The following is a 21,866-nucleotide window of genomic DNA, read 5'->3' as shown; positions in this document are numbered from 1 at the left end:
TTCGGACGCCAAGGAGAAAAAGCCGCACGCAAGGCATGGGCGAAAGAAGAACTTAAACGGCGCGGCCACCCAGACGGGCGACCTGCCACATTCGACACCGGCATCGACAACGAATGGAACCCCAGCTTAGGCATAAGAAAAGGCTGGGCCGGACGCTCCTAAATCCACACGAAATGTCCCTTAGTGCGACACGCCGCAAATCCACACGAAATGTCCCTTAAGCCGCAGCCCTCCATATACCCACTTTGGAGTCGGGCTAAAAACAAAGAGAAGCACCCCACCAAGTGGTGGGGTGCTTCCTAAGCTCTGGCTCCGTTAGGGGCGGAGCCGATTCAAGCTAGCTTGAATTAGAAGGGGAGCTTGATGTTCAGAGCCTTAGCAATTGCCGGGAAGGCAGCTGCGATTGCGGCCAGGACACCAGCGACGATGCCGAAGATAGCGAGCGGGGTCGGCTTGCCATCGTTGGACAGCTTGTCCTTGATGTTGGAGGACTTGTCATCCTTGTTGTTGCCCGGCTTGGTAGCGTCGTCGGAACCGTTGTCGCCGCCCTTGTTGTCACCGTTGTTGTCGGCGGACTTGTTAGCCAGATCCTGAACAGCCTTGATGAGGGCATCGGTGCGGTCAGCCTGATCCTTGCGGGCCTGGACGTCGTCGGCCTTCTGCTTGATATCAGCCTGAACTGCGTTATCAGCGTTGACAACCTTGCGGAAAGACTCTTCCCACGTGATGTCGTAGTTAGACGGACCGAAGACCTCGCGGTTAGCGGCGACCTTAGCTGCGGTGTAAGCGTTGCGCTCCTCATCGCTGTGAGCATCGCCGTTGAACAGGGCAACCGGAGCGTTGGCGAACGGAGCCTCCGGGTTACCGATCTGGTTCGGAACCTTGTTGCCGAGGATACGCGGGCCGTAGATACGGTTACCCTCGTACTTGCTCTCGTTGTCACCCGAAGTAACGTTCTTGAAGGTCCAGTCCTGCAGGGTCTTGAAGTCCTCCTCCTGATCAACCAGAAGGTTGTAGTTGTGCTCGAGAGCTTCACCCAAGACTCCGCCGTGGTCGAAGAGCTTGAAGTAGGCCTCACGCAGGGTCGGCTTCGGGGTGGTGCCGTCGATATCAACGGTCTGGTTGTCCTTCGCCTCACGGAGCTCCAGCTCACGCTTACCAGCAGCGTAGTTAGCCTCGAGGACACGGATTACCTTGACCTGAGCGTAAGCACGCTCCAGGAAGCCCTGGCGAACCAGAACGTCAGACTTCTGAGCCTCGCGGGAAGCAGCCTGAGCAGCCTCGCGAGCTTCCTCGAGTGCAGCGTGGTCATCCTTGAGGGACTGGAGCAGCATCTCGGAATCAGAGATCAGGGTCTCGAGCTTGTCGATGTAGTGGCGGGTGATGAACTGATCCTTGTTGTCACCATCACGGTCACCTGCGCGGTCGAAGGCCTTCTTGTATTCCTTGATGGTCTTCTCGAGGTTCTTGATGTTCTCAGCCGGAACGGTGTTAACGTTGTTGGCATCCTCCGGGTCGATCTTCTGGATCGGGAAGCCCAGCGCGCCCGGGGTCTTGAGCGCCGGCAGGCCGCCCTTAGCGCCCTCGTCGTTCAGAGCGTTGAGGTCGGTAGCGAAGAGGCCGTCGGACTTGTAGTCGCCTTCCTTACCGATGATGTTGGTTACGGTGTTGTTGTAGTCAACAGCCTTTTCCTCGTAGTTGGCCCATGCCTTGTCAGCAGCCTTGTCCTTCTCCAGAGCGTAGTTCACGGAGTTCATGGCGGACTGGTAGTTAGCCTCTGCCTTAGCCAGCTGCTTGGTAGCCTCGTTTGCAAACTGAACGTAGGCCTTCCACTGTGCCTGCTCGAAGAGGTTGATGCCGTCACCCTGGATTGCTGCAGCCTGGGTGTAAGCATCGACGAACTGGTTGTTGTTGATGATGTAGTTAGCAGTCTCGTTGGTCATTGCAAAGAGCTGCTCTTCGGTCACGTTGTCAGCAACGGAGCCGTTGTCAGCGGATGCATCCGGCTTGTTGAAGCCGTCACCCTGGGTGGTACCCGGAGTGGTGTCCTCAGCGAAAGCCGGGACTGCAACACCGGAGACACCGGTGGCAACTGCGATAGCACCTGCGAGAGCGGCGGTGCGAACACGGTTCTTGAACATGTAATTCCCCTATGAGAGTTGAGGTCGGACTGTGAAAATTATCTTACGATAACCGTCGTGTAGGGCGACGCTAGCAATCGTTCTTCATGAATGATCTTCACATTCTCAACGAGTAGTGCAGCTTTTGTCGCTGCAGCAAGATTATCGAAGTCTGGCGGGTCTTTCCAGTCAAACACAACTTATTTTTAAACTTTTTCCAACTAGCTGGCGGCGATGCCTAGCATTTTTGCTGGTAGATGGCCTTCTTCTATACAGGAGTTGAAATTGAAACTATTTCGAACCTTTGTGACAGCTGTGAATGAACTACCCCTATCTGGGTAATAATTACACGAATGTCATTGCACTTGCTAGGGTGTCGGCCCAACTTTCACCCCTTGCCCCCCCCCTGATACCTGGCACGGGTGATTCCTGTGAGCCTTCTTGAGGCTTAAGTGGAAAAAGGAAAGACGCTCAGCTTCTATTTCGTCGCTGAGCGTCTTTCCTTATTTATATTGTGGAGCATAGGAGAATCGAACTCCTGACCTTCTGCTTGCAAAGCAGATGCTCTACCAATTGAGCTAATGCCCCATTGTTCCGTGGTGGGCCTAGCTGGAATCGAACCAGCGACCTCATCGTTATCAGCGATGCGCTCTAACCGACTGAGCTATAGGCCCTTGACCGGAACGAGTAGTTACTCTACATAGGACCGGCGATTTATTACAAATCGCCTGGTCATATGCAGTATTTGAAGCTGATTTTGCTTCACTTTGTATCGCTATTGATGCGGCTCATCTTGTAGGCGAATCTTGAAGCCACCGAAGACGTCCACGATGGCGTTATATATAACAGCCATGAGCGGCGCCAGGATCGTCATCAGGACGGCGATGATGGCGCCGAACAGGGCGGCTGCAGAGACGACCAATCCGAAGGAAACCTCAAAGCCGCCGCCGATACCGCCGACAAGGCTGTTGAGGGAATCCCAGATGCCCGCCTGGTCAAGGCCGATGTACAGCAGGCACACGGCGATGATCCAGGCCACGAGGCCGACGAGGGACATGGCCAAGCCAACGCGGAACGCCGACATGGGCGAAATCCGGGCTAGGTGAAGCTCTCGTCCAATCATGGGTTACTCCTCGTCCTTATCGGAGTCCTTGTCTTCGCCCTTTTCCGGCTTGGAGTTCTCTCCAAGCTTGAGGTGTTCGGGCTTGACGTCCTCGACGGACTTTTCACCCTTGGCAACTGCCTGGGCGTCCTCTTCGCCGTCGTCCTCAACATTGCGGTCGATGGCCAGCAACTCGACGTCATCTGCCAGGTTGACCAAGCGCACGCCCATGGTGGCGCGGGAGCTCGGGCGAATCTGGTTGACCTCGGTGCGCACAACACCACCAGCGGAGGTGATAGCGAAGATCTCGTCGTCCTCGTCGACGGCGATTGCTGCAATGAGCTTGCCGCGCTTGGGTGTGTACTTGAAGGTCATCACGCCGAGGCCGCCGCGGCCCTGCGGTGTGTACTCCTCAATGGCGGTACGCTTGCCGTAGCCGCCGGAAGTAGCCACCAGGAGGAACTGGCCGTCATTGACCACGGACATGGACAACAGCTGGTCATCGCCGCGGAAGCGCATACCCTTCACACCGGCGGTTGCGCGGCCCATCGGGCGCAACTGGTCATCGTCCGCAGTGAAGCGGATAGCCTGGCCCTGCTCAGAGGTGAGAAGGATGTCATCGCCCTCGTTGACCAGCTGTGCACCGATCAGCGCATCGCCCTCATTGAGGTTGATGGCGATAAGCCCTGCGGAACGTGCGGACTCGTAGTCGGTCAGGCGGGACTTCTTCACGCGGCCCTGCTGGGTAGCAAGAACCAGGTATGGGGCGTCCTCGTAGGACTGGATCTGAATGACCTGGGCAATTTTCTCCTCTGGCTGGAACTCCAGCAGGTTAGCCACGTGCTGGCCACGAGCGGTGCGGCCCGCCTCCGGGAGTTCGTAGGCCTTGAGGCGGTAGACGCGGCCGAAGTTGGTGAAGAACAGGATCCAGTCGTGCGTGGAGCAGACGAAGAAGTTCTTCACAATGTCATCCTGCTTCAGCTCCGCGCCGCGCACGCCCTTGCCGCCGCGCTTCTGGGCCTTGTAAGCATCGACCTTGGTGCGCTTGGCGTAGCCAGTGGCCGTAATGGTGACCACGACGTTCTCACGGGCGATGAGGTCCTCATCGCTGACGTCGCCGGAGGCGGCAACGATCTGGGTGCGGCGCTCATCGCCGTACTTCTCGACGATCTCCTCCAGCTCATCGTGGACGATCTGACGCTGGCGCTCCTCACGGGCCAGGATGTCCTTGAGGTCCGCGATGATCTCCTCGATCTCCGCCAACTCATCGATAATCTTCTGGCGCTCCAGCGCGGCCAGGCGGCGCAGCTGCATGGCAAGGATGGCATCGGCCTGGACATCGTCGACGTCAAGAAGCGCCTTCAGGCCCTCACGTGCCTCATCAACCGTGGGGGAACGGCGGATGAGCGCGATGACCTCATCGAGCATGTCGAGCGCCTTGACCAGACCGCGCAGAATGTGGGCGCGCTTTTCGGCTTCATCGAGGCGGAACTGGGTACGGCGGACGATTACCTCGATCTGGTGGGCCACGTAGTAGCTCAGCATCTGATCCAGGCGCAGGGTGCGCGGCACGCCATCCACGATGGAAAGCATGTTGGCGCCGAAGGAGGTCTGCAGCTGGGAGTGCTTGTACAGGTTATTAAGGACAACGCGTGCTACGGCGTCTCGCTTGAGGGTGACCACAATGCGCATACCCACGCGGTCAGAGGACTCGTCCTCGATCTTGGCGATTCCGGCGATCTTGCCGTTGACCACAGACTCCGCGATATTGGAGATCATGTTGTCCGGGTTGACCTGGTAGGGCAGCTCAGTGATAACGATGGTCTGGCGGTTGCCCACCTCCTCAATGGAGGTCACGCCGCGCATCCGGATGGAGCCGCGGCCGGTGGTGTAGGCATCCTTGATGCCCTGGTCACCTACGATGAGTCCCGCAGTCGGGAAATCCGGGCCCTTGACGCGCTCCATGCAAGCAGCCAAAGCTTCTTCCTCGGAAGCATTCGGGTTATCCAGCAACCAGTAGATGGCATCCGCCAACTCGTTAAGGTTGTGCGGCGGGATATTGGTGGCCATACCGACGGCGATACCGCCGGAGCCGTTCATCAGCAGGTTCGGAACGCGGGAGGGCAGAATCGTTGGTTCCTGCGTCTTGCCGTCGTAGTTCGGCGCGAAATCGACGGTGTTTTCGCGGATATCGCGGACCATCTCCATGGCCAGCGGCGTCATGCGGCACTCGGTGTAACGCATAGCTGCCGGGCCGTCATTACCGCGGGAGCCGAAGTTACCTTGGCCGTCGACCAGCGGGTAGCGCATGTTCCACGGCTGTGCAAGGCGCACGAGGGTGTCGTAGATGGCGATGTCACCGTGCGGGTGGAACTGACCCATCGTGTCCGAGACCGGGCGGGCGGACTTTACATAGCCACGGTCTGGGCGGTAGCCGGAGTCATACATGGCGTAGAGGATGCGGCGGTGAACCGGCTTGAGGCCGTCGCGCACCTCCGGCAGGGCGCGGCCGACGATGACGGACATGGCGTAGTCGATGTAGCTCGACTCCATCTCCTCATTGATGTCAATTGGTTGGATGCGATCGAAGAGATCACCGTTGTTATCACTCATAAGGCCCTATCGTACCGTTTAAGGACCTCTGAGGCTGTTTCTGGCGCAGTAGTGGTATCACAGTGATACCATTCCCACCATGGCTATGACACTGCGCCTGACCCCAGAGCAAGACCACGCGCTGACCTTATTGGCTTCCGCGCAAGGTACTTCCAAGCACGAGGCGGTGGTCCGCGCCGTCGTCGCGGCCGCCGCGCGGACCTTGTCGGATGCCGCCGTGCAAGACACCGCACGCAGGTTGTTGCCCGGGCGCTCGGAATTGGAGGCGGAGATCCGCCGGGCACGAGGGGTGCGTCAGTGAATGTTGAGCAGCTGGTCTTAATTGCACGGGAGTTCTGCCGGGTATATCGCGTACGGATTACTGACTTCGCCGCCTTGGCTGCGGCAGCTGCCGCGAGCACGGCCTCCGTCGAGGGGATTGCAGTGCATGGCAGCCGCGCTGCAGCGGCACAGTCGCTGGAGAAGGTTTTGTGCTCAGTGCCCGCGTTGAGCGGAAAGAATGAAGAATTCGCGCGATTGTGCGCGCAGGTCTATCTTTCTGTTGCAGAAGTTATGTAAGTTAAACGTGATAAAGAAGTCTCTATTCCCTTCTGAGAAAGGAATTCCCTATGTCCTCCATGTCCTTGAAGAAGTTCCTCGCCGCCGGCGTTGTGGCTACCACCCTCACCACTGCCGTAGCCCCCGCCGCGAGCGCTACGACCGCCGATAATAACTGGCCCACCAACCCCGACTTCCAGCAGGGCGAAGCCGGCTCCTCCCTTACCGGCTCCACGCCCATCGACATGACGCTCATCATCGGCGGTTCCATTGCTGCTGCGATGGCGCTGCTCAAGCTCGTCGTGGATAACAACCCTGCTCTACGCGCCCAAGCCGATGAATTCGCCGCGCAGATCGGCATGGCAGGCTCCTCCGGTTCGTCCGAGCACAACCGCCTCTACGAGGGTGGTCTCGACTTCGACCTCGAGCGCCTGGCCCGCACCAATGGTTTCCCAGAGATTGCTGACCAGATTGCCGCGCTCAAGGCAGGCTCCAGCGCCCCGGCACAGTAAGCTCGCCTGTATGACAAACCTCTCCCAACTCCTCCAGTCCCCTACCCGCAACGCCGTGGTGGCGGACTTGTCCACGGCAGCAGATGACGCCGTAGCATCGCTGACTGGTATCACCGGCATGGCCTTCAAGGGCGCCCTAGTGGCCGCAAAGAAGGCGGATTCCAAGGTTCTGTCCAAGGGAATCAACCAGATGCTGCCGGAGCTGCTCAACACCCTGGATTCCTACTGGAAGGAATTTGAAGGCTCTGAGCAGTCCGATTTCGGCACCTACCTCGACGGACGCAGCGGCGAAGTTACCGAGGCCATCATGGCTGCAGCTGATAGGGCCGCCAAGGACATTAAGGCCCCCGGCATCGCGCGCACCTACAAGTCGCTGCGCGGCAAGGCCTCCTCCATCTTGGAGCCCAACGTGGCAACCATCGGCCGTGTTCTGCAGCGCCACATGGATACCGTATAAGTGGATTAACTCTCCGTGCCGTAGGCACCGACAAAAAAGACCAGCACCTCTTTCTGAGGGCTGGTCTTTTTCTTGCTTTCTCTTGTTCCCCTGTGGGCTCGTGCTTTGAGACGTCTTAGACGTCGAGGAAGCGGACGTCCTTCGCGCGGCGGGTAATGAAGGAGCGGCGGGCAGCCACGTCATCACCCATGAGGATGGAGAAGAGCTCATCGGCGCGCTGCGCATCTTCCAGGTCTACGCGGCGCAGGACGCGGGTCGTCGGATCCAGGGTGGTCTCCCAGAGCTCGGAAGCGTTCATCTCACCCAGACCCTTGTAGCGCTGGATGCCGTCGTCCTTGTTGATCTTGCGTCCCTGCTCCAAGCCTTCGGCAAGCAGCTTGTCACGCTCAGCATCGGAGAAGGCATAGCCCGGCTGGCCCTTGCCCCACTTCAGCTTGTACAGCGGCGGATTCGCCAGGTACACGTGGCCATCCTCGACCAGCTGCGGCATGAAGCGGAAGAGCAGGGTCAGAAGCAGCGTAGCGATGTGCTGGCCGTCCACGTCGGCATCGGCCATGAGCACGATCTTGTCGTAGCGCAGCTTAGAAATATCGAACTCTTCGTGGATACCGGTGCCCAAGGCGGTGATGATGGCCTGGACCTCAGCGTTCTTAAGAACCTTATCCATGCGGGCCTTTTCCACATTGAGGATCTTGCCGCGCAGCGGCAGGATAGCCTGGAACATGGAATCGCGGCCGCCCTTCGCGGAACCACCTGCGGAGTCACCCTCCACGATGTAAAGCTCAGAAAGCTTCGAATCCTTGGAGCGGCAATCTGCCAGCTTGCCGGGCAGGCCGCCGAGGTCACCGGCGGACTTGCGGCGCACCAACTCACGTGCCTTACGGGCGGCTACGCGGGCGTGTGCGGAGGATACGGCCTTGTTGATAATGACCTTGGCCTCAGCCGGGTTGGCGTCGAACCAATCATTGAGGTGCTCGTTGACAGAGCGCTGGACAAAGCCGCGGATCTCCGAGTTACCGAGCTTGGTCTTGGTCTGGCCCTCGAATTGCGGATCCGCCACCTTCACGGAAATAACGGCAGCAAGGCCTTCACGGCAGTCATCGCCGGAGAGGTTGCCATCCTTTTCCTTGAGGAGCTTGTGCTCCTTGGCGTAGCGGTTCATCAGGGTGGTCAGAGCCGCGCGGAAGCCCTCCTCGTGCGTGCCGCCTTCGTGAGTGTTAATGGTGTTGGCGAAAGTGTGGACGGACTGCTTGTAGCCCTGGTTCCACTGCAGCGCGATTTCCACCTCATGGTCCTCACCCTTAACGTCGAAGGCAACGATGGTGGGGTGGATGGCGGACTTGTTCTTGTTGAGGTGCGCAACGTAGTCCTGCAGACCGTTCGGGTAGTGGTAGGTGACTTCCTTCTTCTTGGAAGTCTTGCCCTCGCCGTCCTCGCCCTCCTGGCCGGCTTCGTCCTTGTTATCCAGGGAGCTCAGGCTAACGGCGGAATCGCCTGCTTCGGCGATCTCTTCGAGCTCGGCCTGCTCCTTGGAGATGGCGCGCTCGTCACGCAGCACAATGGTCAGACCCTTGTTCAGGAAGGCCATCTCCTGCAGGCGGCGGGCGATGGTGTCGTAGTTAAACTCGACGGTTTCAAAGATCTCCGGGTCCGGCCAGAAGCGAATGGTGGTGCCGGTGCCGCGGGCATTATCGCCTTCTACCAGCTCATCGGGGATGGCGTTGTTGAAGTTCTGGTACCAGTGCTTGCCATCGCGTTTGATGTCCGCCTCGACGCGGGTGGACAGGGCGTTGACCACGGAGATACCCACACCGTGCAGACCACCGGACACGGCATAAGATTCAGAGTCGAACTTACCGCCGGCATGCAGCTGGGTCATAACCACCTGGACAGTAGGGATACCGGAGGCGTGCATTTCGACCGGGATACCACGGCCGTTATCGATGACCTCGATGCCCCCGTCCTCACGGAGGGTGACAATGACCTTGTCGGCATAGCCCGCCATTGCCTCATCGACGGAGTTGTCGACGATCTCCCAAATCAGGTGGTGCAGACCGCGGGCACCGGTGGAACCGATGTACATACCGGGGCGCTTACGGACGGCCTCGAGGCCCTCCAGAATCGTAATTGACCCCGCATCATATGCGTGTTGTTCAGCCACGGATTCGTGTACTCCTTTTGGCTAGAGCTAAATCTAAGACTTTAGCCATTCTACACTGTGTCCCCCCACGCGAGGACAGTGCACGCCCGTGAGAGCCCCAAATTTGCGTGAATTTCGCGATCGCCCCGATCAGCCGTACGTATCCTGTGAGCCTTGCGGCTTGACCCATTGGCGGCCCTCATAGTTTCGGTGCTGCTTGGGTCCTTGAATGTGGAGCTTAACCACCACGTCCGGGCCCAGGCGGTCCGCGATCTTCTGCAAGATGGGCCGCTGCAGGTAGCGCAGCTCAGTGGCCCAGCTGGAGGAATCGCACGCCACGTAAACAACCTGCTCCTTGATGTTCAGCGGCTGAGTATGCGCGGCGATGCGTTCACCCACGAGGTTTTCCCAATTGCCCATGACCCAGCCATGAGCTAATTCGTGCTCCCAGCCGCGCTTGCCAATCTCGCGTTGGATCTGCGCGCCCAGGCTAGGGATGTCGAGGCTCCGGCGCCGGCGGCGACCGTCGGGTCCACTCGGCCGCCCGCGCCGAAAAGGCTTCGGCTGCTGTTCTTGTGACGTTGGCGCCAGGTTCATCTTGGGGGCCGGTTTATTGAACTTCGGCGGGTTCTTGGAATTACTCCGCGTGCGCTCAAAGAGCGCTTTGACGGGATCAAATTCCTGCTCAGTCATCGCTTTCACCGCCCGCATCGTACGGTGCGATCTCTGATACTCGGCCCTCGTCGGTATCGCGCACGCTGACGGTGAAGCGCTCGATGGGCTGTAGGTTGCCGGGCAAATCCTCATCCACCGCCGCAGTGATGAGCACTTGTTCCGCGCCTGCGGCGAGATGGACGAGCTTCTCGCGGCGCTTGGCATCGAGCTCAGCAAAGACATCGTCAAGGATGAGGATCGGATCCGTGCCATCCTGGCGCAGCAGGTTGAACTCCGCTAGGCGCAAGGAGATGGCATAAGACCAGGTCTCGCCGTGGCTGGCAAAACCCTTGGCGGGGCTCGTCCCCAGGTTGAGCACGAGATCATCGCGGTGCGGGCCGACGAGCGAGATACCTCGTTCGATTTCGCGCTGGCGTTTATTTGCCAGCTCGGTGAGCATCATGGCCTCCATGACCTCGCGGTCGGAGGTATCCACCGTGGACTTGTACTCGATGGCCGCGGGGCGCGATTCCGGAGCTAGGCCGGCATAGGCGGCGGGGATGAGCTCGCGGAGTTCGTCGACAAGCGCCAGGCGTGCCTGGATCACCTGCGCACCGAGAGAGGAAAGCTGCGTATCCCACACATCAAGGGTGGCTAGTGCTGAGGCGCCGTCGCTGTCGTTGTAGCCGCGGCGCAGGCTCGGTGACGCCGACTTCAACAGCGCGTTGCGCTGCTTGAGCACCTTGTCATAGTCGGCCTTGATACCCGCCAGGCGCGGAGTGCGGGAGGCAATGATGTCATCCAAATACTGGCGGCGCGTTGCCGGCTCGCCGCGCACGAGGGATAAATCCTCCGGGGAAAAGAGCACTGTTTGCACCACACCCAGCAGCTCCCGCGGGGACTTCAAACGGGTGCGGTTGATCTGCGCTTGGTTCGCCGCGTGGGGTTTGATGAGCAGGTGCGCGGTAAGCTCGCGCCCCTGGTTGACCGCCGTGGCGGAAATGCGGGCGTTGGTTGCACCGTGGCGCACCAGCGGGGCGTCATGAGCGACGCGGTGCGAGGACAGGTGTGCGACGTAGCCGATGGCTTCGACGATATTGGTCTTGCCAAAACCGTTGCGGCCGATAAAAAGGGTAATCCCCGGTTGCAGCCTGAGAGTGAGCTCGGGCCAGGAGCGGAAGTCCCTGACATCGAGATCGCGAATAAACATATGGCCTAGCCCGGCAAGCGCACTGGCATCAGCAGGTAGGTGAAGTCAGTCTCCGGGGTGGGGAAAGAGCCATCCTCGTTGGCCTCCGGCAGCTCCTCCGGCTCCGGAATCATAATCGCCGGGCGCGAGGGCTCGGTAAAGCCGAAGACCACGCGGTCCGTGTGGACCACGGCCAAGCCATCCTTGAGGTAGGACGGGTTAAACGCAATGACGAAGTTGTCGCGGCCGTTAAAAGCACAGGGCAGGGACTCGCTCGCGCGGCCGGAATCGGCGCCGGCGGCCAAGGTCACTTCACCTTCGCTGAACTCCATGCGGATCTGGGCGTTGCGGTCCGTCAGCAGGGATACGCGGCGGATGGCTTCCTGCAGCGGGGCGACCTCAATGCTGGCCATGGCCGTGTGGGTCTTCGGCAGCAGGGGTGCCACATTCGGGAAATCTGCATCGAGCATGCGCGTGGTGGTCTCGCGGTTATCGGCATGCAGGCCGAACAAACCTTCCGCAGCGATGTTCTCACCCGTGCCCACGGCGATCTCCACCGGGATGTTGAGGTGTGTGTCGAGGGAGCGGCCGGTCTCCTGCAGCGTCTTGGCTGGGACCAAAAGCTTGGCCTCTACGTCGGGGGAAACTGGATCCCACTCGAAGGTGCGCATGGCCAGGCGGAAGCGGTCCGTCGCCGTCATCTGCACGTGGGAGCCATTGATATCGATGTGCACGCCGGTGAGCATGGGCAGGGTGTCGTCCTTGCCGGCGGCGGCGACAACTTGGCTGATGGCTTCCACGAAAAGCTGCGGGTTGATCGTGCCGGTGACCTCCGGAAGGACCGGCAACTGCGGGTAATCATCCAGCGGGATGAGCGGTAGCTCGAAGCGGGAGGAACCACAAACCAGGAGAACCTTGTTGTCCTCCTGCGTCATCTCAATTTCCTTGTTGGGCAAGGAAGCGACGATGTCAGAGAGCAACTTACCGGCCACGGCGATGCGGCCTGGCTCATCGACCATGCCGGCGATGCGCACGCGAGTCGACACCTCGTAGTCGAAGCCCGTGAATTCCAAACCATTGTCATCCGCGGTGATCAGCATGGCGCGCAGCACCGGCTGGGTGACCTTCGACGGCAGGCTGCGCGCAACCCACGCGACGGCGTTGGCGAGGTCATCTTTGGCAACGCGAAATGACACGGACTGCTCCATGGTGATGAGACGCTCCTCTAGTTCCGGATGGAAGATTCTTGCAAGCTCACTCCAACTTACAGGATCAGCACCAAACCTCAGGAGTTTTGTCATTCACCCTCTTCGGCCCTCGATGAGACCGTGTGGGCAGGCTGGGCGCCGGCGAATCACACACATCCTTTTTCTTCTTAGTTAGGGAGAAAACAAAATAGGAGTAGTAATAAGCGCTGTGGGATCTGTGGACAACCCAGCAAAGGCCAAGCTCTCAGCCGCGAACCGATCTGTGAGTCAGGGTGTGGGATCACTGTGATCAAATGACAAGAAATGTGAGTAACTCGGTCGGGGCCGAAGTTATCCACAATCCATCCCCAGATCTATCGCCGCTGATCACAGGGTTGCTCACAAGGCTGAAGAGGTCGCTGATCTGCTGTGGAAGAAGAAAACGTGACGAGGATCTACAAATTACAAGAGTGGAATTACACAGCTGTGAATAACTATGTGGATAAGTTTTCACCGATCAAAAAGACGCCCCCGGCCCACGCCCGCGGGGAGGTTGTGCGGGACGGGAGGGGACGTCGCCAAGCGCCGTGCGGTTCTAGCGCTGGTTGTGGTTCTTCACGCGCTGGGTCAGCGCCTGGATCTCGTCGTAGGTGTTGCGGTTTTCTGTCATTTCCTTGCGGATCTTGCGGTCGGCATAGATGACGGTGGTGTGGTCCTTGCCGCCGAACTGATCGCCGATCTTCGGCAGGGACAGTTCGGTGAGCTCGCGGCACAGGTACATCGCCAGCTGGCGGGCGTGGGCGACGGCGCGCTTCTTACCGGAACCGCGCAGGGTGTCCACGTCGATGTTGAAGTAGTCCGCCGTGACCTCGATGATGGCCGCCGCGGTGATCTGGCGATCGGCAGAATCAGGAGCCAAATCGTGCAGGGCAATCTCCGCCATCTCCAAGCTGATTGGTTCATTGACCAGGGAAGAATACGCAGAAACACGGATGAGCGCGCCCTCGAGCTCGCGAATTGATGATTCGAAGCGGGAGGCGATGAGCTCGAGTACCGAGCGATCGACGTCTGTGCCGTCCGCAGAAGCCTTCTTCATGAGGATGGCGATGCGCGTTTCCAGGTCTGGCGGCTGAATATCCGTAATCAGACCACCCTCGAAACGGGTGCGGAGGCGATCCTCCAGGGTCGTCAGCTGCTTCGGCGGGCGGTCGGAAGACAAAATGATCTGCTTGTTGGCCTGGTGCAGGGCATTGAAGGTGTGGAAGAACTCTTCCTGCGTGGATTCCTTGCCTTCCAAGAACTGAATGTCATCGACCATGAGGATGTCCAGGTTGCGGTAGCGGCGCTTGAAGGATTCCTGGCGGTCATCACGCAGCGAGTTGATGTAATCGTTGGTGAATTCCTCCGAGGACACATATTTCACCCGCAGGCCCGGGTGCAGGACCTGGGCGTAATTGCCGGCCGCGTGCAACAGGTGCGTCTTGCCCAGCCCGGAGCCGCCCCAAATGAACAGTGGGTTATAGGCGCGGGCGGGGTTTTCGGCCACGGCCACGGCGGCACCGTTGGCAAAACGGTTGGAGGACCCGATGACGAAGTTTTCAAAAGTGTGCTTCGGGTTGAGAGATTTTTCGTGGTTTGGGTTGTGCGCGGGTTCCTCGCGCGGAATGCGCGCGCCGGCTGCCTCCGAGTAGTCTGGGTAGCCGCTGGGAGCGGTGTGTTGCTGTTCGCTGTAGTGCTGAGCCAACTCATCCAGGCTGGCCGGGGAATGCGCGGCATCCCATGAGCGCGGCTGATGATGAGCGGGCGGAGCGGGTTGGGCCGGCTGGGTCGGTGGCGTGGGCGGCATGGCTTGTTGGAAAGACTGAGCCTGGTGGCCCATGCCGTACTCCGGTGCCTCGGTCTGAATGGGGCGCTGGGGGGCGGGAGCTTCGGGTTCTTCCTGCGGAGCAGGCTGCGGGGGCGCGGCAATGGTCACGGCCAAGGAACACGGCCGGCCCATGTGCTGCGACAGAGCGCGGGTGATGTACTCCCCCAGCTCAGCCTCAATAACACTCTTGGCATTCTCGTGCGGGGCGGCAATCAACGCGTAGCCATCCCCGATCATGATGGGCTCTACGAGCTGGAGGTTGAGGCGTTGGCTGTGGGTGAAGTTGGGAACGTCCGAGTTCGGTTGTTCGGACTGTGCCAGCAAATCACTGACCACAGCTTTCCAGCTGGCCCTTAGGGCTGCTTGCGGATCAGACAAAACGCCTACCTTCTGTGTGCTTCACGGCCACGCGGTGCCGGCGGGTGGGGCCGGCCACAGCTACTTACGTGCCTGAAAGAGAGGCTTCAGGGCCGCAGTATGTACTGCGTGAACGTGGGTTGGATCGGGGACGGATGGACGGATGAGGAAGAGACGGGGATGCGGAAATTCCAATTTCTTGTGATTTCCACCGGGGATTCCACACGATGTTTTAGTGTGTAACCTCGGATTCCACAAAGTTATCCACAGGTGTGAATAGGTGGTTTATCCACAGCCTATCTCATGGCTGTGGATAACTTTACATCGGCTCCTTAATGCAGTTGACCTGCTCAAATAGCAAAAGTCTCAAGTCATGATTGAGAGTTATCCACACCCTGTGGGCGGCTGTGGAATTAGATTCCTCAGTTGTACCGCGTTATGGGGATGCTGTCTAACGCACTTCTTTGCACGCCTGGCGCGACCGCGGCTCGACCGCGCCACGGTCGGTGGGAGGAGGCGTTGACCGCGCAGCATGTGGGTGAAAAGTGGCGCTCTAGCTGCGGATAAAAACATCCTTGTAATTTCGGGGACACCCAGTGTGTCGATTTGTTTAGCGCGCTACCTGTCACGTAACCTGTGATGGTCTATCGCAACAGTGCATGGTGCACATGTTGCATGTGGGAATGCCTCGCCACGCCTCATGGCGCTTCAAGTGCGAAGCCTCATCCCCACGTACACCATTCATCAGTGGATGTTTAAGCCTGAGCGCCGGCGGCGCTGGGCTGTGCCATCCACCAACAACTTCAAGGAGTTAATCGTGGCAAAGGGTAAGCGTACCTTCCAGCCGAACAACCGTCGTCGCGCTCGCAAGCACGGCTTCCGTACCCGCATGAGCACCCGCGCCGGCCGCGCTATCGTCGCCGCTCGTCGCAAGAAGGGTCGCGCTAAGCTCACCGCTTAATTCATGCTTCCAGCCCAGCACAAGCTCACGTCCCCGAGGCAGTTTCGGCGGACCATCAAGGGCGGGCGCCGGGCGGGCACGCGCACTGCCGTCGTGCATTTGCGCTTTAATGACGGTGAAGACGACATCGCGGCCACTGGGCCGCGGTTCGGCCTCATTGTGTCGAAAGCCGTCGGGAATGCCGTGGTTCGCCACCGCACCTCCCGGCGGCTTCGTCATGTGTGCATGTCGCTCATGCGCGATGGAGTCAACGGGAAAGCTTTACCCGCCAATGTCGACATCGTTATTCGTGCGCTGCCCGCCAGCAGCGAGGCCACCAGCCAGCGTCTTGAGCGTGATATCCGCAAAGCGTTAAGCACATGGGATATCTGAACTCCCAAGGCCAAGAGATCCCCGAAGCCCGCGGGTTCGGCAGGGTCTTGGTTTACGGGGTGCGCTTCTACCAAAAGCATGTGTCAGGCCTTAAGATGGTCTCCACCTGTCGTTTTGAACCGACGTGCAGTGCCTATGCCCTCGAAGCCATCTCCATCCATGGAGCCTTCAAGGGAACGGGCATGGCGCTCGCCAGGTTATGCAAGTGCGGTCCCTGGCACCCGGGTGGGTTTGATCCGGTACCGACCAAACAACAACTGAGGTAAACAACTCTCGTGCTTAATTTCATCTATTGGCCAATTTCAGCCGTCTTGTGGTTCTGGCATTGGCTCTTGAGCTTCGTCCTCGATTCCGCATGGGGCGGAACCTGGATCATCGCCATCGTCCTGCTGACGTGGACGCTCAAGGCCATCATGGTCAAGCCGACCATCACCCAGCTGCGCTCTTCACGCAAGATGCAGGAGATCCAGCCGCAAATCCAAGAGCTGCGCACCAAGTACGCCAATGACCAGACCAAGGCGGCGCAGGAGATGCAGCGCATCTACAAGGAAGCCGGCGTGCGTCCCGTGGCGGGCTGCCTGCCCATGTTCGCGCAGATCCCCATGTTCATTGGTCTCTTCCACGTGCTGCGTTCCTTCGACCGTACTGTGGCCGTCGCCGGTGGTATCGGGCACCCGGCCGGTGAGGCGATGTCAGAGGAAATGAACGCCTCCATCGCCAACTACATCTTCAAGCCCGAGCTGGTGAAGCAGTTCGTGGATGCGAAGATCTTCGGCGTGCCGCTGGTGGCCAACCTGCGCCTGAACTCCGGTGTGGAGATCGTTAAGGAAACCACCACCATGCAGGCGGCCGTTATTATCGTGCCGCTCATCGCCATCATTGCGGTGCTCACGCACTTCAACGCCCGCATGTCCCTCAACCGCCAGGAGGCACGCCGCGCCGCCGGCAAGACCGCTACCCCGCAGGGCCAGAACGCGGAAATGATGCAGCAGCAGATGGCCATGATGAACAAGATGATGCTGTGGTTCATGCCGGCCATGCTGGTCTTCTCCGGCTTCATTTGGCCCATCGGTCTGCTCTTCTACATGCTGGCTAACACCGTGTGGACCTTCTTCCAGACTCGCATCGTCTACGCCAAGATGGACCGCGAGGAAGAAGAAGAGGCAGCCGCCAAGGCTGAGCTCAAGCGCACCTCCGCGCCGAAGCCGGGTGCACGCAAGAAGGACAATCGCTCCAAGAAGCAGCGCCGCAAGAACAATAACTAGAAATTAACCCAGGAGTTTTCACAGTGACTGAATCTGTGTCCGACACTGTGCCACTGGACCCGTCTGACGTCTTCGGATCGCGTCTGCCGCTCGCGCAGAAGTATCACGATTCGCTCGCCACGGACGGGTCCACTCGTGGTTTTATTGGCCCCCGCGAGGTCCCGCGCCTGTGGGAACGCCACCTCATCAACTGTGCCGTGGTCGCGGAGGTGATGCCGCAGGGCGCCACGCTTATCGACGTCGGCAGTGGCGCCGGCCTGCCCGGCATCCCGCTTGCCATCGCGCGCCCTGACCTGAAGATCACTCTCATCGAGCCGTTGCTCAAGCGCTCGACCTACCTCAACGAGGTCGTCGACCTGCTGGGTCTGGATAACGTCACCGTCATCCGCGGCCGCGCCGAGGAAGGCCCCGTGAAAAAGCAGGTGCAGGGCGCCGACATCGTGACCTCCCGCGCGGTGGCCCCGCTGGGCAAGCTGGCCAAGTGGTCCTTGCCGCTGGTGCGTAAAGGCGGCGAGATGATCGCTCTCAAGGGCTCCTCAGTGCATGAGGAGCTGGAGCGCGACGCTGCCGATATCAAGCGCGCGGGTGGCGGAAAAGCCGAGGTCATGACCATCCACGGCACCACGATTATCCGTGTCCCGCGCGTGAACTAAAGTAGACGGCATGACTCATCCTCGTCTTATCACCATCGCGAACCAGAAGGGTGGCGTGGGTAAAACCACCTCCGCCGTCAACCTTGCCGCCGCGCTCGCTGAGGCCGGCAAGAAGGTCTTGGTGATCGACTTGGACCCGCAGGGCAACGCCTCCACCGCGGTAGGCGCGGAGCATACCTCCGGCACCAAATCCAGCTATGAGGTCCTTTTGGGTGACTGCAGCGCGGACGAAGCAATGCAGCACTGCCCCGACGATGAGAACCTCTACTGCATCCCGGCCACCATTGATCTGGCCGGCGCTGAGATCGAAATGGTTTCTCTGGTCCGCCGCGAGTTCCGCCTTTATGACGCCCTGCACAACGGTTTTCTTGAGGAGCACGGCTTCGACTACGTCTTCATCGACTGCCCGCCCTCCCTGGGCCTGCTGACCATCAATGCGATGACGTGTGCGGAGGAAGTCATCATCCCCATCCAGTGCGAGTACTACGCGCTGGAGGGCGTGGGCCAGCTGTTGGGCAATATTTCCATGATCCGTGAACACCTCAACGAGGACCTCCACATCTCCGGCGTGCTGCTCACCATGTTCGATGCCCGCACCAAGCTGGCTGAGCAGGTGGCCAACGAGGTGCGTGAGCAATTCGGCGCCGTCGTTTTGGGCAACGTCATCCCGCGTTCCGTGCGCGTTTCGGAGGCGCCGGGCTATGGTAAGACGGTTATCGCTTATGACCCGTCGTCGACAGGCGCCCGCGCCTACTCCGCCGCCGCACGCGAGCTGGACAAGCGCGGAGACTACACGCCGCACCCCACCACGGGTGCCATCGGCGTGAGCCCAGAGATTTTCGCGGAATTGGAAGGATAGGACACCATGGCAGATAAGAAGGCAGACCAGAAGCCGGAGCAGCGCCAGGGCGGACTAGGCAAGGGACTGGCCGCTCTCATTCCGTCTGGCCCGGGTGCTCCCTCCCGCAAGCCGCGTCTTGGGGATTCGGCGGCTGACATTATCCTCGGCGCTTCGACCGGCGGGGCTCAGGGCTCTGCGGCAAAGAAGGTGCAGGGTGCGCCGACCATCCAGCAGTCCACTGGCTCGAAGAAGCGGCAGGCGAAACCTTCGGTGATTGGTGCGACGTACCGGGAGATCTCCGTCGGGGACATCATGCCCAACCCGAAGCAGCCGCGTTCTGTCTTCGACGAAGATGAGTTGGCGGAGCTGGTCCACTCCATCAAGGAGTTTGGCCTGCTGCAGCCGGTCGTTGTGCGCCCCGCCGAGGAGGGCGGCTTCGAGCTCATCATGGGTGAGCGCCGCTGGCGCGCCTCCTCCAAGGCGGGCCTGGCCACCATCCCGGCCATTGTGCGCGATACCAAGGATGATGATCTGCTGCGGGATGCGCTTCTGGAGAACATCCACCGCGTGCAGCTCAACCCGCTGGAAGAGGCCCACGCCTACCAGCAGCTGCTGGAGGAATTCGGCGTGACCCAGAACGAGTTGGCTGATCGCATCGGCCGCTCCCGCCCGCAGGTCACCAACATGATTCGCCTGCTCAAGCTGCCGGTCAGCGTGCAGAAGCGCGTCGCCGCTGGCACCTTGTCCGGTGGCCATGCCCGCGCGCTGCTGGGTCTGCCGGATGCCGAGGCCATGGAGCTCATTGCGAACCGCATCGTGGCCGAGGGCCTGTCCGTGCGCGCCACGGAGGAAGCCGTCACCCTATACAAGCGCGACGGCAAGCCGGCCGAGCCAAGCAAGAAGCCTGCCGCCCCGCAGCCGCAGTTCTTTACCGATTCCGCTGAACGTCTGGCCGATCGCTTTGACACCAAGGTCACCGTCACCATGGGCAAGCGCAAGGGCAAGATGGTCGTCGAATTCGGCGACCAGGAAGACTTCGAGCGCATTCTGGCCCTCATTGAGGGCAAGGAAAGCAGCTAGCTGACCATGCTTGTCCAAGCCGTCAACGAAGGCGTTGCCATCAACCCCTTGGCGGCCCGATCCATCTTCTGGGAGCTGAAGACCACGGTCGCTGATCCGGCCTTCGAGAAGGAAGCATGGATCAGCTCCACGCTGCTGCGCTGCGGCGAGTGCGGGTTTACCGTGGGTGATGAAGCCACCGTGTTCTTCTGCCCGCCCGATCTTGCCCCCGGTGCCGCAAAGCTGCCCACCTCCCCTGTTTCGGAGGACGCGGTGCTGGTGTCCTCCCTGTTCGTGAAGTCGCACCGTGCGGCGAAGGGCTTGGAGGCAGTGCTTCTCGATGCCACCATCATGCACCTCACCTCCCGCGAAGCCAGCGCCGTTGAGGCCTTTGGTTACCGCGATGCCCGCGCCGCCGAGAATCTTTTGCGGGATAAGCCCGGCCGTATCGGCCTACTACCGGTAGAAACGCTGGAATCCGCCGGTTTCAGGGTGGAGCGCGATCACCCCATCACGCCGCGCCTGCGCCTCGAGCTGCCGCCTGCCTTCGATCTGCTGACCGCAGCCGCCGTGGAAGACCTCCTCGCCCGCGCCTTGGCCTAGATACAGGATGGTTCTAGTAAGAAGGTTCTACTCAAACGGTTCTGTTGGGGGCAAGGGAACCTTTTGGAAAGTCCTAGAAGGTTTGTTTGGGGGCAAGGAAACCGTTTGACTGGAACCATTTGAGGGGAACCGTCTGGGACGGCACCCCCTAGGCTCCATTAGGAAGAGCGCTCCGCGCGCAGGAGCTCGTCGAAGCGGTAGGTGCCGGTCACGGCGGTGTCATCGTCGAGGAGGTAGAGGCGCTTGACGGAGACAACGATGGCCTCGGCGATGTCATCGCGGCACTCTGGGTTAGTCAGAATCGCCACGTCCTTCGGGCTGGTCAGGTAACCCAGAACTACCTGCACCACCGGCATCTGCGTCAAGCGCAGCAGCGCCCACGTGCGGCCGTGGTTGCGGCAGTTGCCCAGCTCGGTACGGGCAACGATTTCGCGCTGGATGAAGCCGGAGAGCGTCTCCCCAATGAGGGAGGAATTGCCGGACTCAGAACCGAAGTAGAAGGTGGCTACGCCATTGGCTTTTTCCGTGGGGTACTCATCGCAGGCGAGTGAAATGACCAAGTCAGCGCCAAAGGCATTGGCGATGTCGGCGCGATCGTGGATGGAGGGATCATCGGTACGCGGGCGGGAGATGATGGTCTCCATGCCGGCGGCAATCATGCGGCCGGCGACGCGCTCGGCTAGATCCCAGAGGGTCTCTTCTTCCGTGATGTCGCCATAGCGGCCCTTGACCGTGCGGCCCTTGTTGAAGCCGCCGAGGCTGGGGTCGATCACCACGCGCTTGCCCGCCAACTTGGGTCCCGCGTTGCGCACGCGCTCGCGCTCTTGGATATTGTGCGCCGAGCCACCGGTGATCCGCCGACCCAGCAGATTGAGCGCGTTGATGGTGGCCGGGCCGCAAATGCCATCGCTGCGCAGGCCGGAGTTCAGTTGGTATTCCGCCAGCGCCGCGTAGGTGCGGGCCCCAAAATGGCCATCGATGCGTTCTTGGTAGAAGCCGAGTTCCTGGAGCTGTTGCTGCAGCTGGGATACATCATCTCCCACCTGCACGTTGCCCGGTTCATAAGCCAGTACCCGCGCGCCTAAGGTGTAGGAAGCCTGACGCAGCTCACGCAAAGTAAGGTCATCAATATCGCCGCTGGGCACGATGCCGCGGGATTGCTGGAAGGCTTTGAGCACTTGCGCCAGCTCGTTATCAAAGTACTTATCGGCTTCGGAATACTTCTGCTTCTTCCAGTCGGACAAGGTCCCCTGGTAGTCAGTCATCAGGCCGAGGCGGGCAAGGGTTGCGCGTGCTTCGGCGACCCGAACGCTCTGGTCACCTACACGTAAAACGCGGTTCACACCTACCCCTTTCGTGATCAAGGAGGCGCACCTT

Annotated in this window: 21 protein-coding genes, 2 tRNA genes and 1 pseudogene; 13 read left to right on the top strand and 11 right to left on the bottom strand. The window is 60.2% G+C overall.

Annotated features, from left to right (window positions below):
• Nucleotides 1-162, top strand: a pseudogene (locus HMPREF2565_RS13650) (IS256 family transposase); the annotation flags it as partial.
• Nucleotides 163-347: 185 nt separating this feature from the next.
• On the opposite strand, the gene HMPREF2565_RS03655 reads toward HMPREF2565_RS13650, so the two are convergent.
• From HMPREF2565_RS03655 to gyrA, 5 genes are all read right to left on the bottom strand, one after another.
• Nucleotides 348-2,141, bottom strand: coding sequence for a hypothetical protein (locus tag HMPREF2565_RS03655; RefSeq protein WP_071406883.1), 1,794 nt, complete (start codon nucleotides 2,139-2,141; stop codon nucleotides 348-350).
• 494 nt (nucleotides 2,142-2,635) lie between these two features.
• A tRNA-Ala gene (locus tag HMPREF2565_RS03650) sits at nucleotides 2,636-2,708 on the bottom strand.
• Between the two features lie 9 nt (nucleotides 2,709-2,717).
• Nucleotides 2,718-2,794 (bottom strand) — tRNA-Ile (locus tag HMPREF2565_RS03645).
• 101 nt (nucleotides 2,795-2,895) lie between these two features.
• Entirely contained in the window at nucleotides 2,896-3,243 is a 348-nt protein-coding gene (locus tag HMPREF2565_RS03640) for a DUF3566 domain-containing protein (protein ID WP_071406882.1), read from the bottom strand.
• A gap of 3 nt (nucleotides 3,244-3,246) precedes the next feature.
• A complete protein-coding gene (gene gyrA / locus HMPREF2565_RS03635; RefSeq protein WP_071406881.1) occupies nucleotides 3,247-5,835 on the bottom strand; it encodes a DNA gyrase subunit A in 2,589 nt (862 codons plus the stop codon).
• Nucleotides 5,836-5,914: 79 nt separating this feature from the next.
• On the opposite strand from gyrA, the gene HMPREF2565_RS03630 reads away from it, so the two are divergent.
• The 4 genes from HMPREF2565_RS03630 to HMPREF2565_RS03615 are packed head-to-tail and all read left to right on the top strand — an operon-like array spanning nucleotide 5,915 to nucleotide 7,341.
• On the top strand, nucleotides 5,915-6,136 hold the full coding sequence (locus HMPREF2565_RS03630) for a CopG family transcriptional regulator (RefSeq protein WP_070754293.1): 222 nt from the start codon (nucleotides 5,915-5,917) through the stop codon (nucleotides 6,134-6,136).
• Nucleotides 6,133-6,393, top strand: a complete 261-nt coding sequence (locus tag HMPREF2565_RS03625) for a cell filamentation protein Fic (protein WP_070517656.1) — start codon at nucleotides 6,133-6,135, stop codon at nucleotides 6,391-6,393. Before HMPREF2565_RS03630 ends, HMPREF2565_RS03625 begins: the two co-directional genes overlap by 4 nt.
• 50 nt (nucleotides 6,394-6,443) lie before the next feature.
• Entirely contained in the window at nucleotides 6,444-6,884 is a 441-nt protein-coding gene (locus tag HMPREF2565_RS03620) for a hypothetical protein (RefSeq protein WP_070517655.1), read from the top strand.
• A 10-nt stretch (nucleotides 6,885-6,894) separates the two neighbouring features.
• Nucleotides 6,895-7,341, top strand: a complete 447-nt coding sequence (locus HMPREF2565_RS03615; RefSeq protein ID WP_070517654.1) for a DUF6918 family protein — start codon at nucleotides 6,895-6,897, stop codon at nucleotides 7,339-7,341.
• A 115-nt stretch (nucleotides 7,342-7,456) separates the two neighbouring features.
• Here the strand turns inward: HMPREF2565_RS03615 and gyrB are convergent, their stop codons facing one another.
• From gyrB to dnaA, 5 genes are all read right to left on the bottom strand, one after another.
• Nucleotides 7,457-9,502 carry a DNA topoisomerase (ATP-hydrolyzing) subunit B gene (gene gyrB / locus HMPREF2565_RS03610; protein WP_049155658.1) on the bottom strand — a complete coding sequence of 682 codons (2,046 nt, stop codon included), beginning with the start codon at nucleotides 9,500-9,502 and terminating at the stop codon, nucleotides 7,457-7,459.
• Between the two features lie 129 nt (nucleotides 9,503-9,631).
• Nucleotides 9,632-10,174 carry a DciA family protein gene (locus tag HMPREF2565_RS03605; RefSeq protein WP_049155655.1) on the bottom strand — a complete coding sequence of 181 codons (543 nt, stop codon included), beginning with the start codon at nucleotides 10,172-10,174 and terminating at the stop codon, nucleotides 9,632-9,634.
• On the bottom strand, nucleotides 10,167-11,345 hold the full coding sequence (gene recF, locus HMPREF2565_RS03600; protein ID WP_070547229.1) for a DNA replication/repair protein RecF: 1,179 nt from the start codon (nucleotides 11,343-11,345) through the stop codon (nucleotides 10,167-10,169). Before recF ends, HMPREF2565_RS03605 begins: the two co-directional genes overlap by 8 nt.
• A gap of 5 nt (nucleotides 11,346-11,350) precedes the next feature.
• A complete protein-coding gene (gene dnaN / locus HMPREF2565_RS03595; protein ID WP_046648700.1) occupies nucleotides 11,351-12,532 on the bottom strand; it encodes a DNA polymerase III subunit beta in 1,182 nt (393 codons plus the stop codon).
• Between the two features lie 574 nt (nucleotides 12,533-13,106).
• Entirely contained in the window at nucleotides 13,107-14,756 is a 1,650-nt protein-coding gene (gene dnaA / locus HMPREF2565_RS03590; RefSeq protein ID WP_046648701.1) for a chromosomal replication initiator protein DnaA, read from the bottom strand.
• A 796-nt stretch (nucleotides 14,757-15,552) separates the two neighbouring features.
• On the opposite strand from dnaA, the gene rpmH reads away from it, so the two are divergent.
• The 8 genes from rpmH to HMPREF2565_RS03550 are packed head-to-tail and all read left to right on the top strand — an operon-like array spanning nucleotide 15,553 to nucleotide 20,489.
• Nucleotides 15,553-15,696 (top strand): 50S ribosomal protein L34, encoded by a 144-nt coding sequence (gene rpmH / locus HMPREF2565_RS03585; protein ID WP_003847033.1) that lies wholly within the window; start codon nucleotides 15,553-15,555, stop codon nucleotides 15,694-15,696.
• A gap of 3 nt (nucleotides 15,697-15,699) precedes the next feature.
• Complete coding sequence (gene rnpA / locus HMPREF2565_RS03580; RefSeq protein ID WP_046648702.1) at nucleotides 15,700-16,068, top strand: ribonuclease P protein component; 369 nt, start codon at nucleotides 15,700-15,702, stop codon at nucleotides 16,066-16,068.
• Nucleotides 16,056-16,334 carry a membrane protein insertion efficiency factor YidD gene (yidD, locus tag HMPREF2565_RS03575; protein WP_175975006.1) on the top strand — a complete coding sequence of 93 codons (279 nt, stop codon included), beginning with the start codon at nucleotides 16,056-16,058 and terminating at the stop codon, nucleotides 16,332-16,334. The genes rnpA and yidD overlap by 13 nt, the downstream gene beginning before the upstream one ends.
• Nucleotides 16,335-16,343: 9 nt before the next feature.
• Nucleotides 16,344-17,333 carry a membrane protein insertase YidC gene (yidC, locus tag HMPREF2565_RS03570; protein ID WP_070547228.1) on the top strand — a complete coding sequence of 330 codons (990 nt, stop codon included), beginning with the start codon at nucleotides 16,344-16,346 and terminating at the stop codon, nucleotides 17,331-17,333.
• 23 nt (nucleotides 17,334-17,356) lie between these two features.
• On the top strand, nucleotides 17,357-17,986 hold the full coding sequence (gene rsmG / locus HMPREF2565_RS03565) for a 16S rRNA (guanine(527)-N(7))-methyltransferase RsmG (protein WP_046648704.1): 630 nt from the start codon (nucleotides 17,357-17,359) through the stop codon (nucleotides 17,984-17,986).
• A gap of 10 nt (nucleotides 17,987-17,996) precedes the next feature.
• Complete coding sequence (locus tag HMPREF2565_RS03560) at nucleotides 17,997-18,845, top strand: ParA family protein (protein WP_046648705.1); 849 nt, start codon at nucleotides 17,997-17,999, stop codon at nucleotides 18,843-18,845.
• Between the two features lie 6 nt (nucleotides 18,846-18,851).
• Nucleotides 18,852-19,907 (top strand): ParB/RepB/Spo0J family partition protein, encoded by a 1,056-nt coding sequence (locus HMPREF2565_RS03555; RefSeq protein ID WP_046648706.1) that lies wholly within the window; start codon nucleotides 18,852-18,854, stop codon nucleotides 19,905-19,907.
• A 6-nt stretch (nucleotides 19,908-19,913) separates the two neighbouring features.
• Nucleotides 19,914-20,489, top strand: a complete 576-nt coding sequence (locus tag HMPREF2565_RS03550; RefSeq protein WP_046648707.1) for a hypothetical protein — start codon at nucleotides 19,914-19,916, stop codon at nucleotides 20,487-20,489.
• A gap of 158 nt (nucleotides 20,490-20,647) precedes the next feature.
• Here HMPREF2565_RS03550 and HMPREF2565_RS03545 read toward each other — a convergent pair whose 3' ends face one another.
• Entirely contained in the window at nucleotides 20,648-21,832 is a 1,185-nt protein-coding gene (locus tag HMPREF2565_RS03545) for an N-acetylmuramoyl-L-alanine amidase (RefSeq protein WP_070547227.1), read from the bottom strand.
• Between the last annotated feature and the right edge of the window lie 34 nt (nucleotides 21,833-21,866).

The sequence above is a fragment of the Corynebacterium sp. HMSC072A04 genome (assembly GCF_001809235.1).
GTDB lineage: Bacteria > Actinomycetota > Actinomycetes > Mycobacteriales > Mycobacteriaceae > Corynebacterium > Corynebacterium hiratae.
The sequence above is the reverse complement of the archived record's forward strand: the minus strand, read 5'-3'. Positions and strand labels throughout refer to the sequence as shown.

Bases quoted from the DNA above. Each gene is read 5' to 3' on its own strand.
- HMPREF2565_RS03655 (WP_071406883.1), bottom strand. From the start codon at position 2,141: ATGTTCAAGAACCGTGTTCGCACCGCCGCTCTCGCAGGTGCTATCGCA.
- HMPREF2565_RS03640 (WP_071406882.1), bottom strand. From the start codon at position 3,243: ATGATTGGACGAGAGCTTCACCTAGCCCGGATTTCGCCCATGTCGGCG.
- gyrA (WP_071406881.1), bottom strand. From the start codon at position 5,835: ATGAGTGATAACAACGGTGATCTCTTCGATCGCATCCAACCAATTGAC.
- HMPREF2565_RS03630 (WP_070754293.1), top strand. From the start codon at position 5,915: ATGGCTATGACACTGCGCCTGACCCCAGAGCAAGACCACGCGCTGACC.
- HMPREF2565_RS03620 (WP_070517655.1), top strand. From the start codon at position 6,444: ATGTCCTCCATGTCCTTGAAGAAGTTCCTCGCCGCCGGCGTTGTGGCT.
- HMPREF2565_RS03615 (WP_070517654.1), top strand. From the start codon at position 6,895: ATGACAAACCTCTCCCAACTCCTCCAGTCCCCTACCCGCAACGCCGTG.
- HMPREF2565_RS03605 (WP_049155655.1), bottom strand. From the start codon at position 10,174: ATGACTGAGCAGGAATTTGATCCCGTCAAAGCGCTCTTTGAGCGCACG.
- recF (WP_070547229.1), bottom strand. From the start codon at position 11,345: ATGTTTATTCGCGATCTCGATGTCAGGGACTTCCGCTCCTGGCCCGAG.
- dnaN (WP_046648700.1), bottom strand. From the start codon at position 12,532: ATGGAGCAGTCCGTGTCATTTCGCGTTGCCAAAGATGACCTCGCCAAC.
- rnpA (WP_046648702.1), top strand. From the start codon at position 15,700: ATGCTTCCAGCCCAGCACAAGCTCACGTCCCCGAGGCAGTTTCGGCGG.
- yidD (WP_175975006.1), top strand. From the start codon at position 16,056: ATGGGATATCTGAACTCCCAAGGCCAAGAGATCCCCGAAGCCCGCGGG.
- HMPREF2565_RS03560 (WP_046648705.1), top strand. From the start codon at position 17,997: ATGACTCATCCTCGTCTTATCACCATCGCGAACCAGAAGGGTGGCGTG.
- HMPREF2565_RS03555 (WP_046648706.1), top strand. From the start codon at position 18,852: ATGGCAGATAAGAAGGCAGACCAGAAGCCGGAGCAGCGCCAGGGCGGA.
- HMPREF2565_RS03550 (WP_046648707.1), top strand. From the start codon at position 19,914: ATGCTTGTCCAAGCCGTCAACGAAGGCGTTGCCATCAACCCCTTGGCG.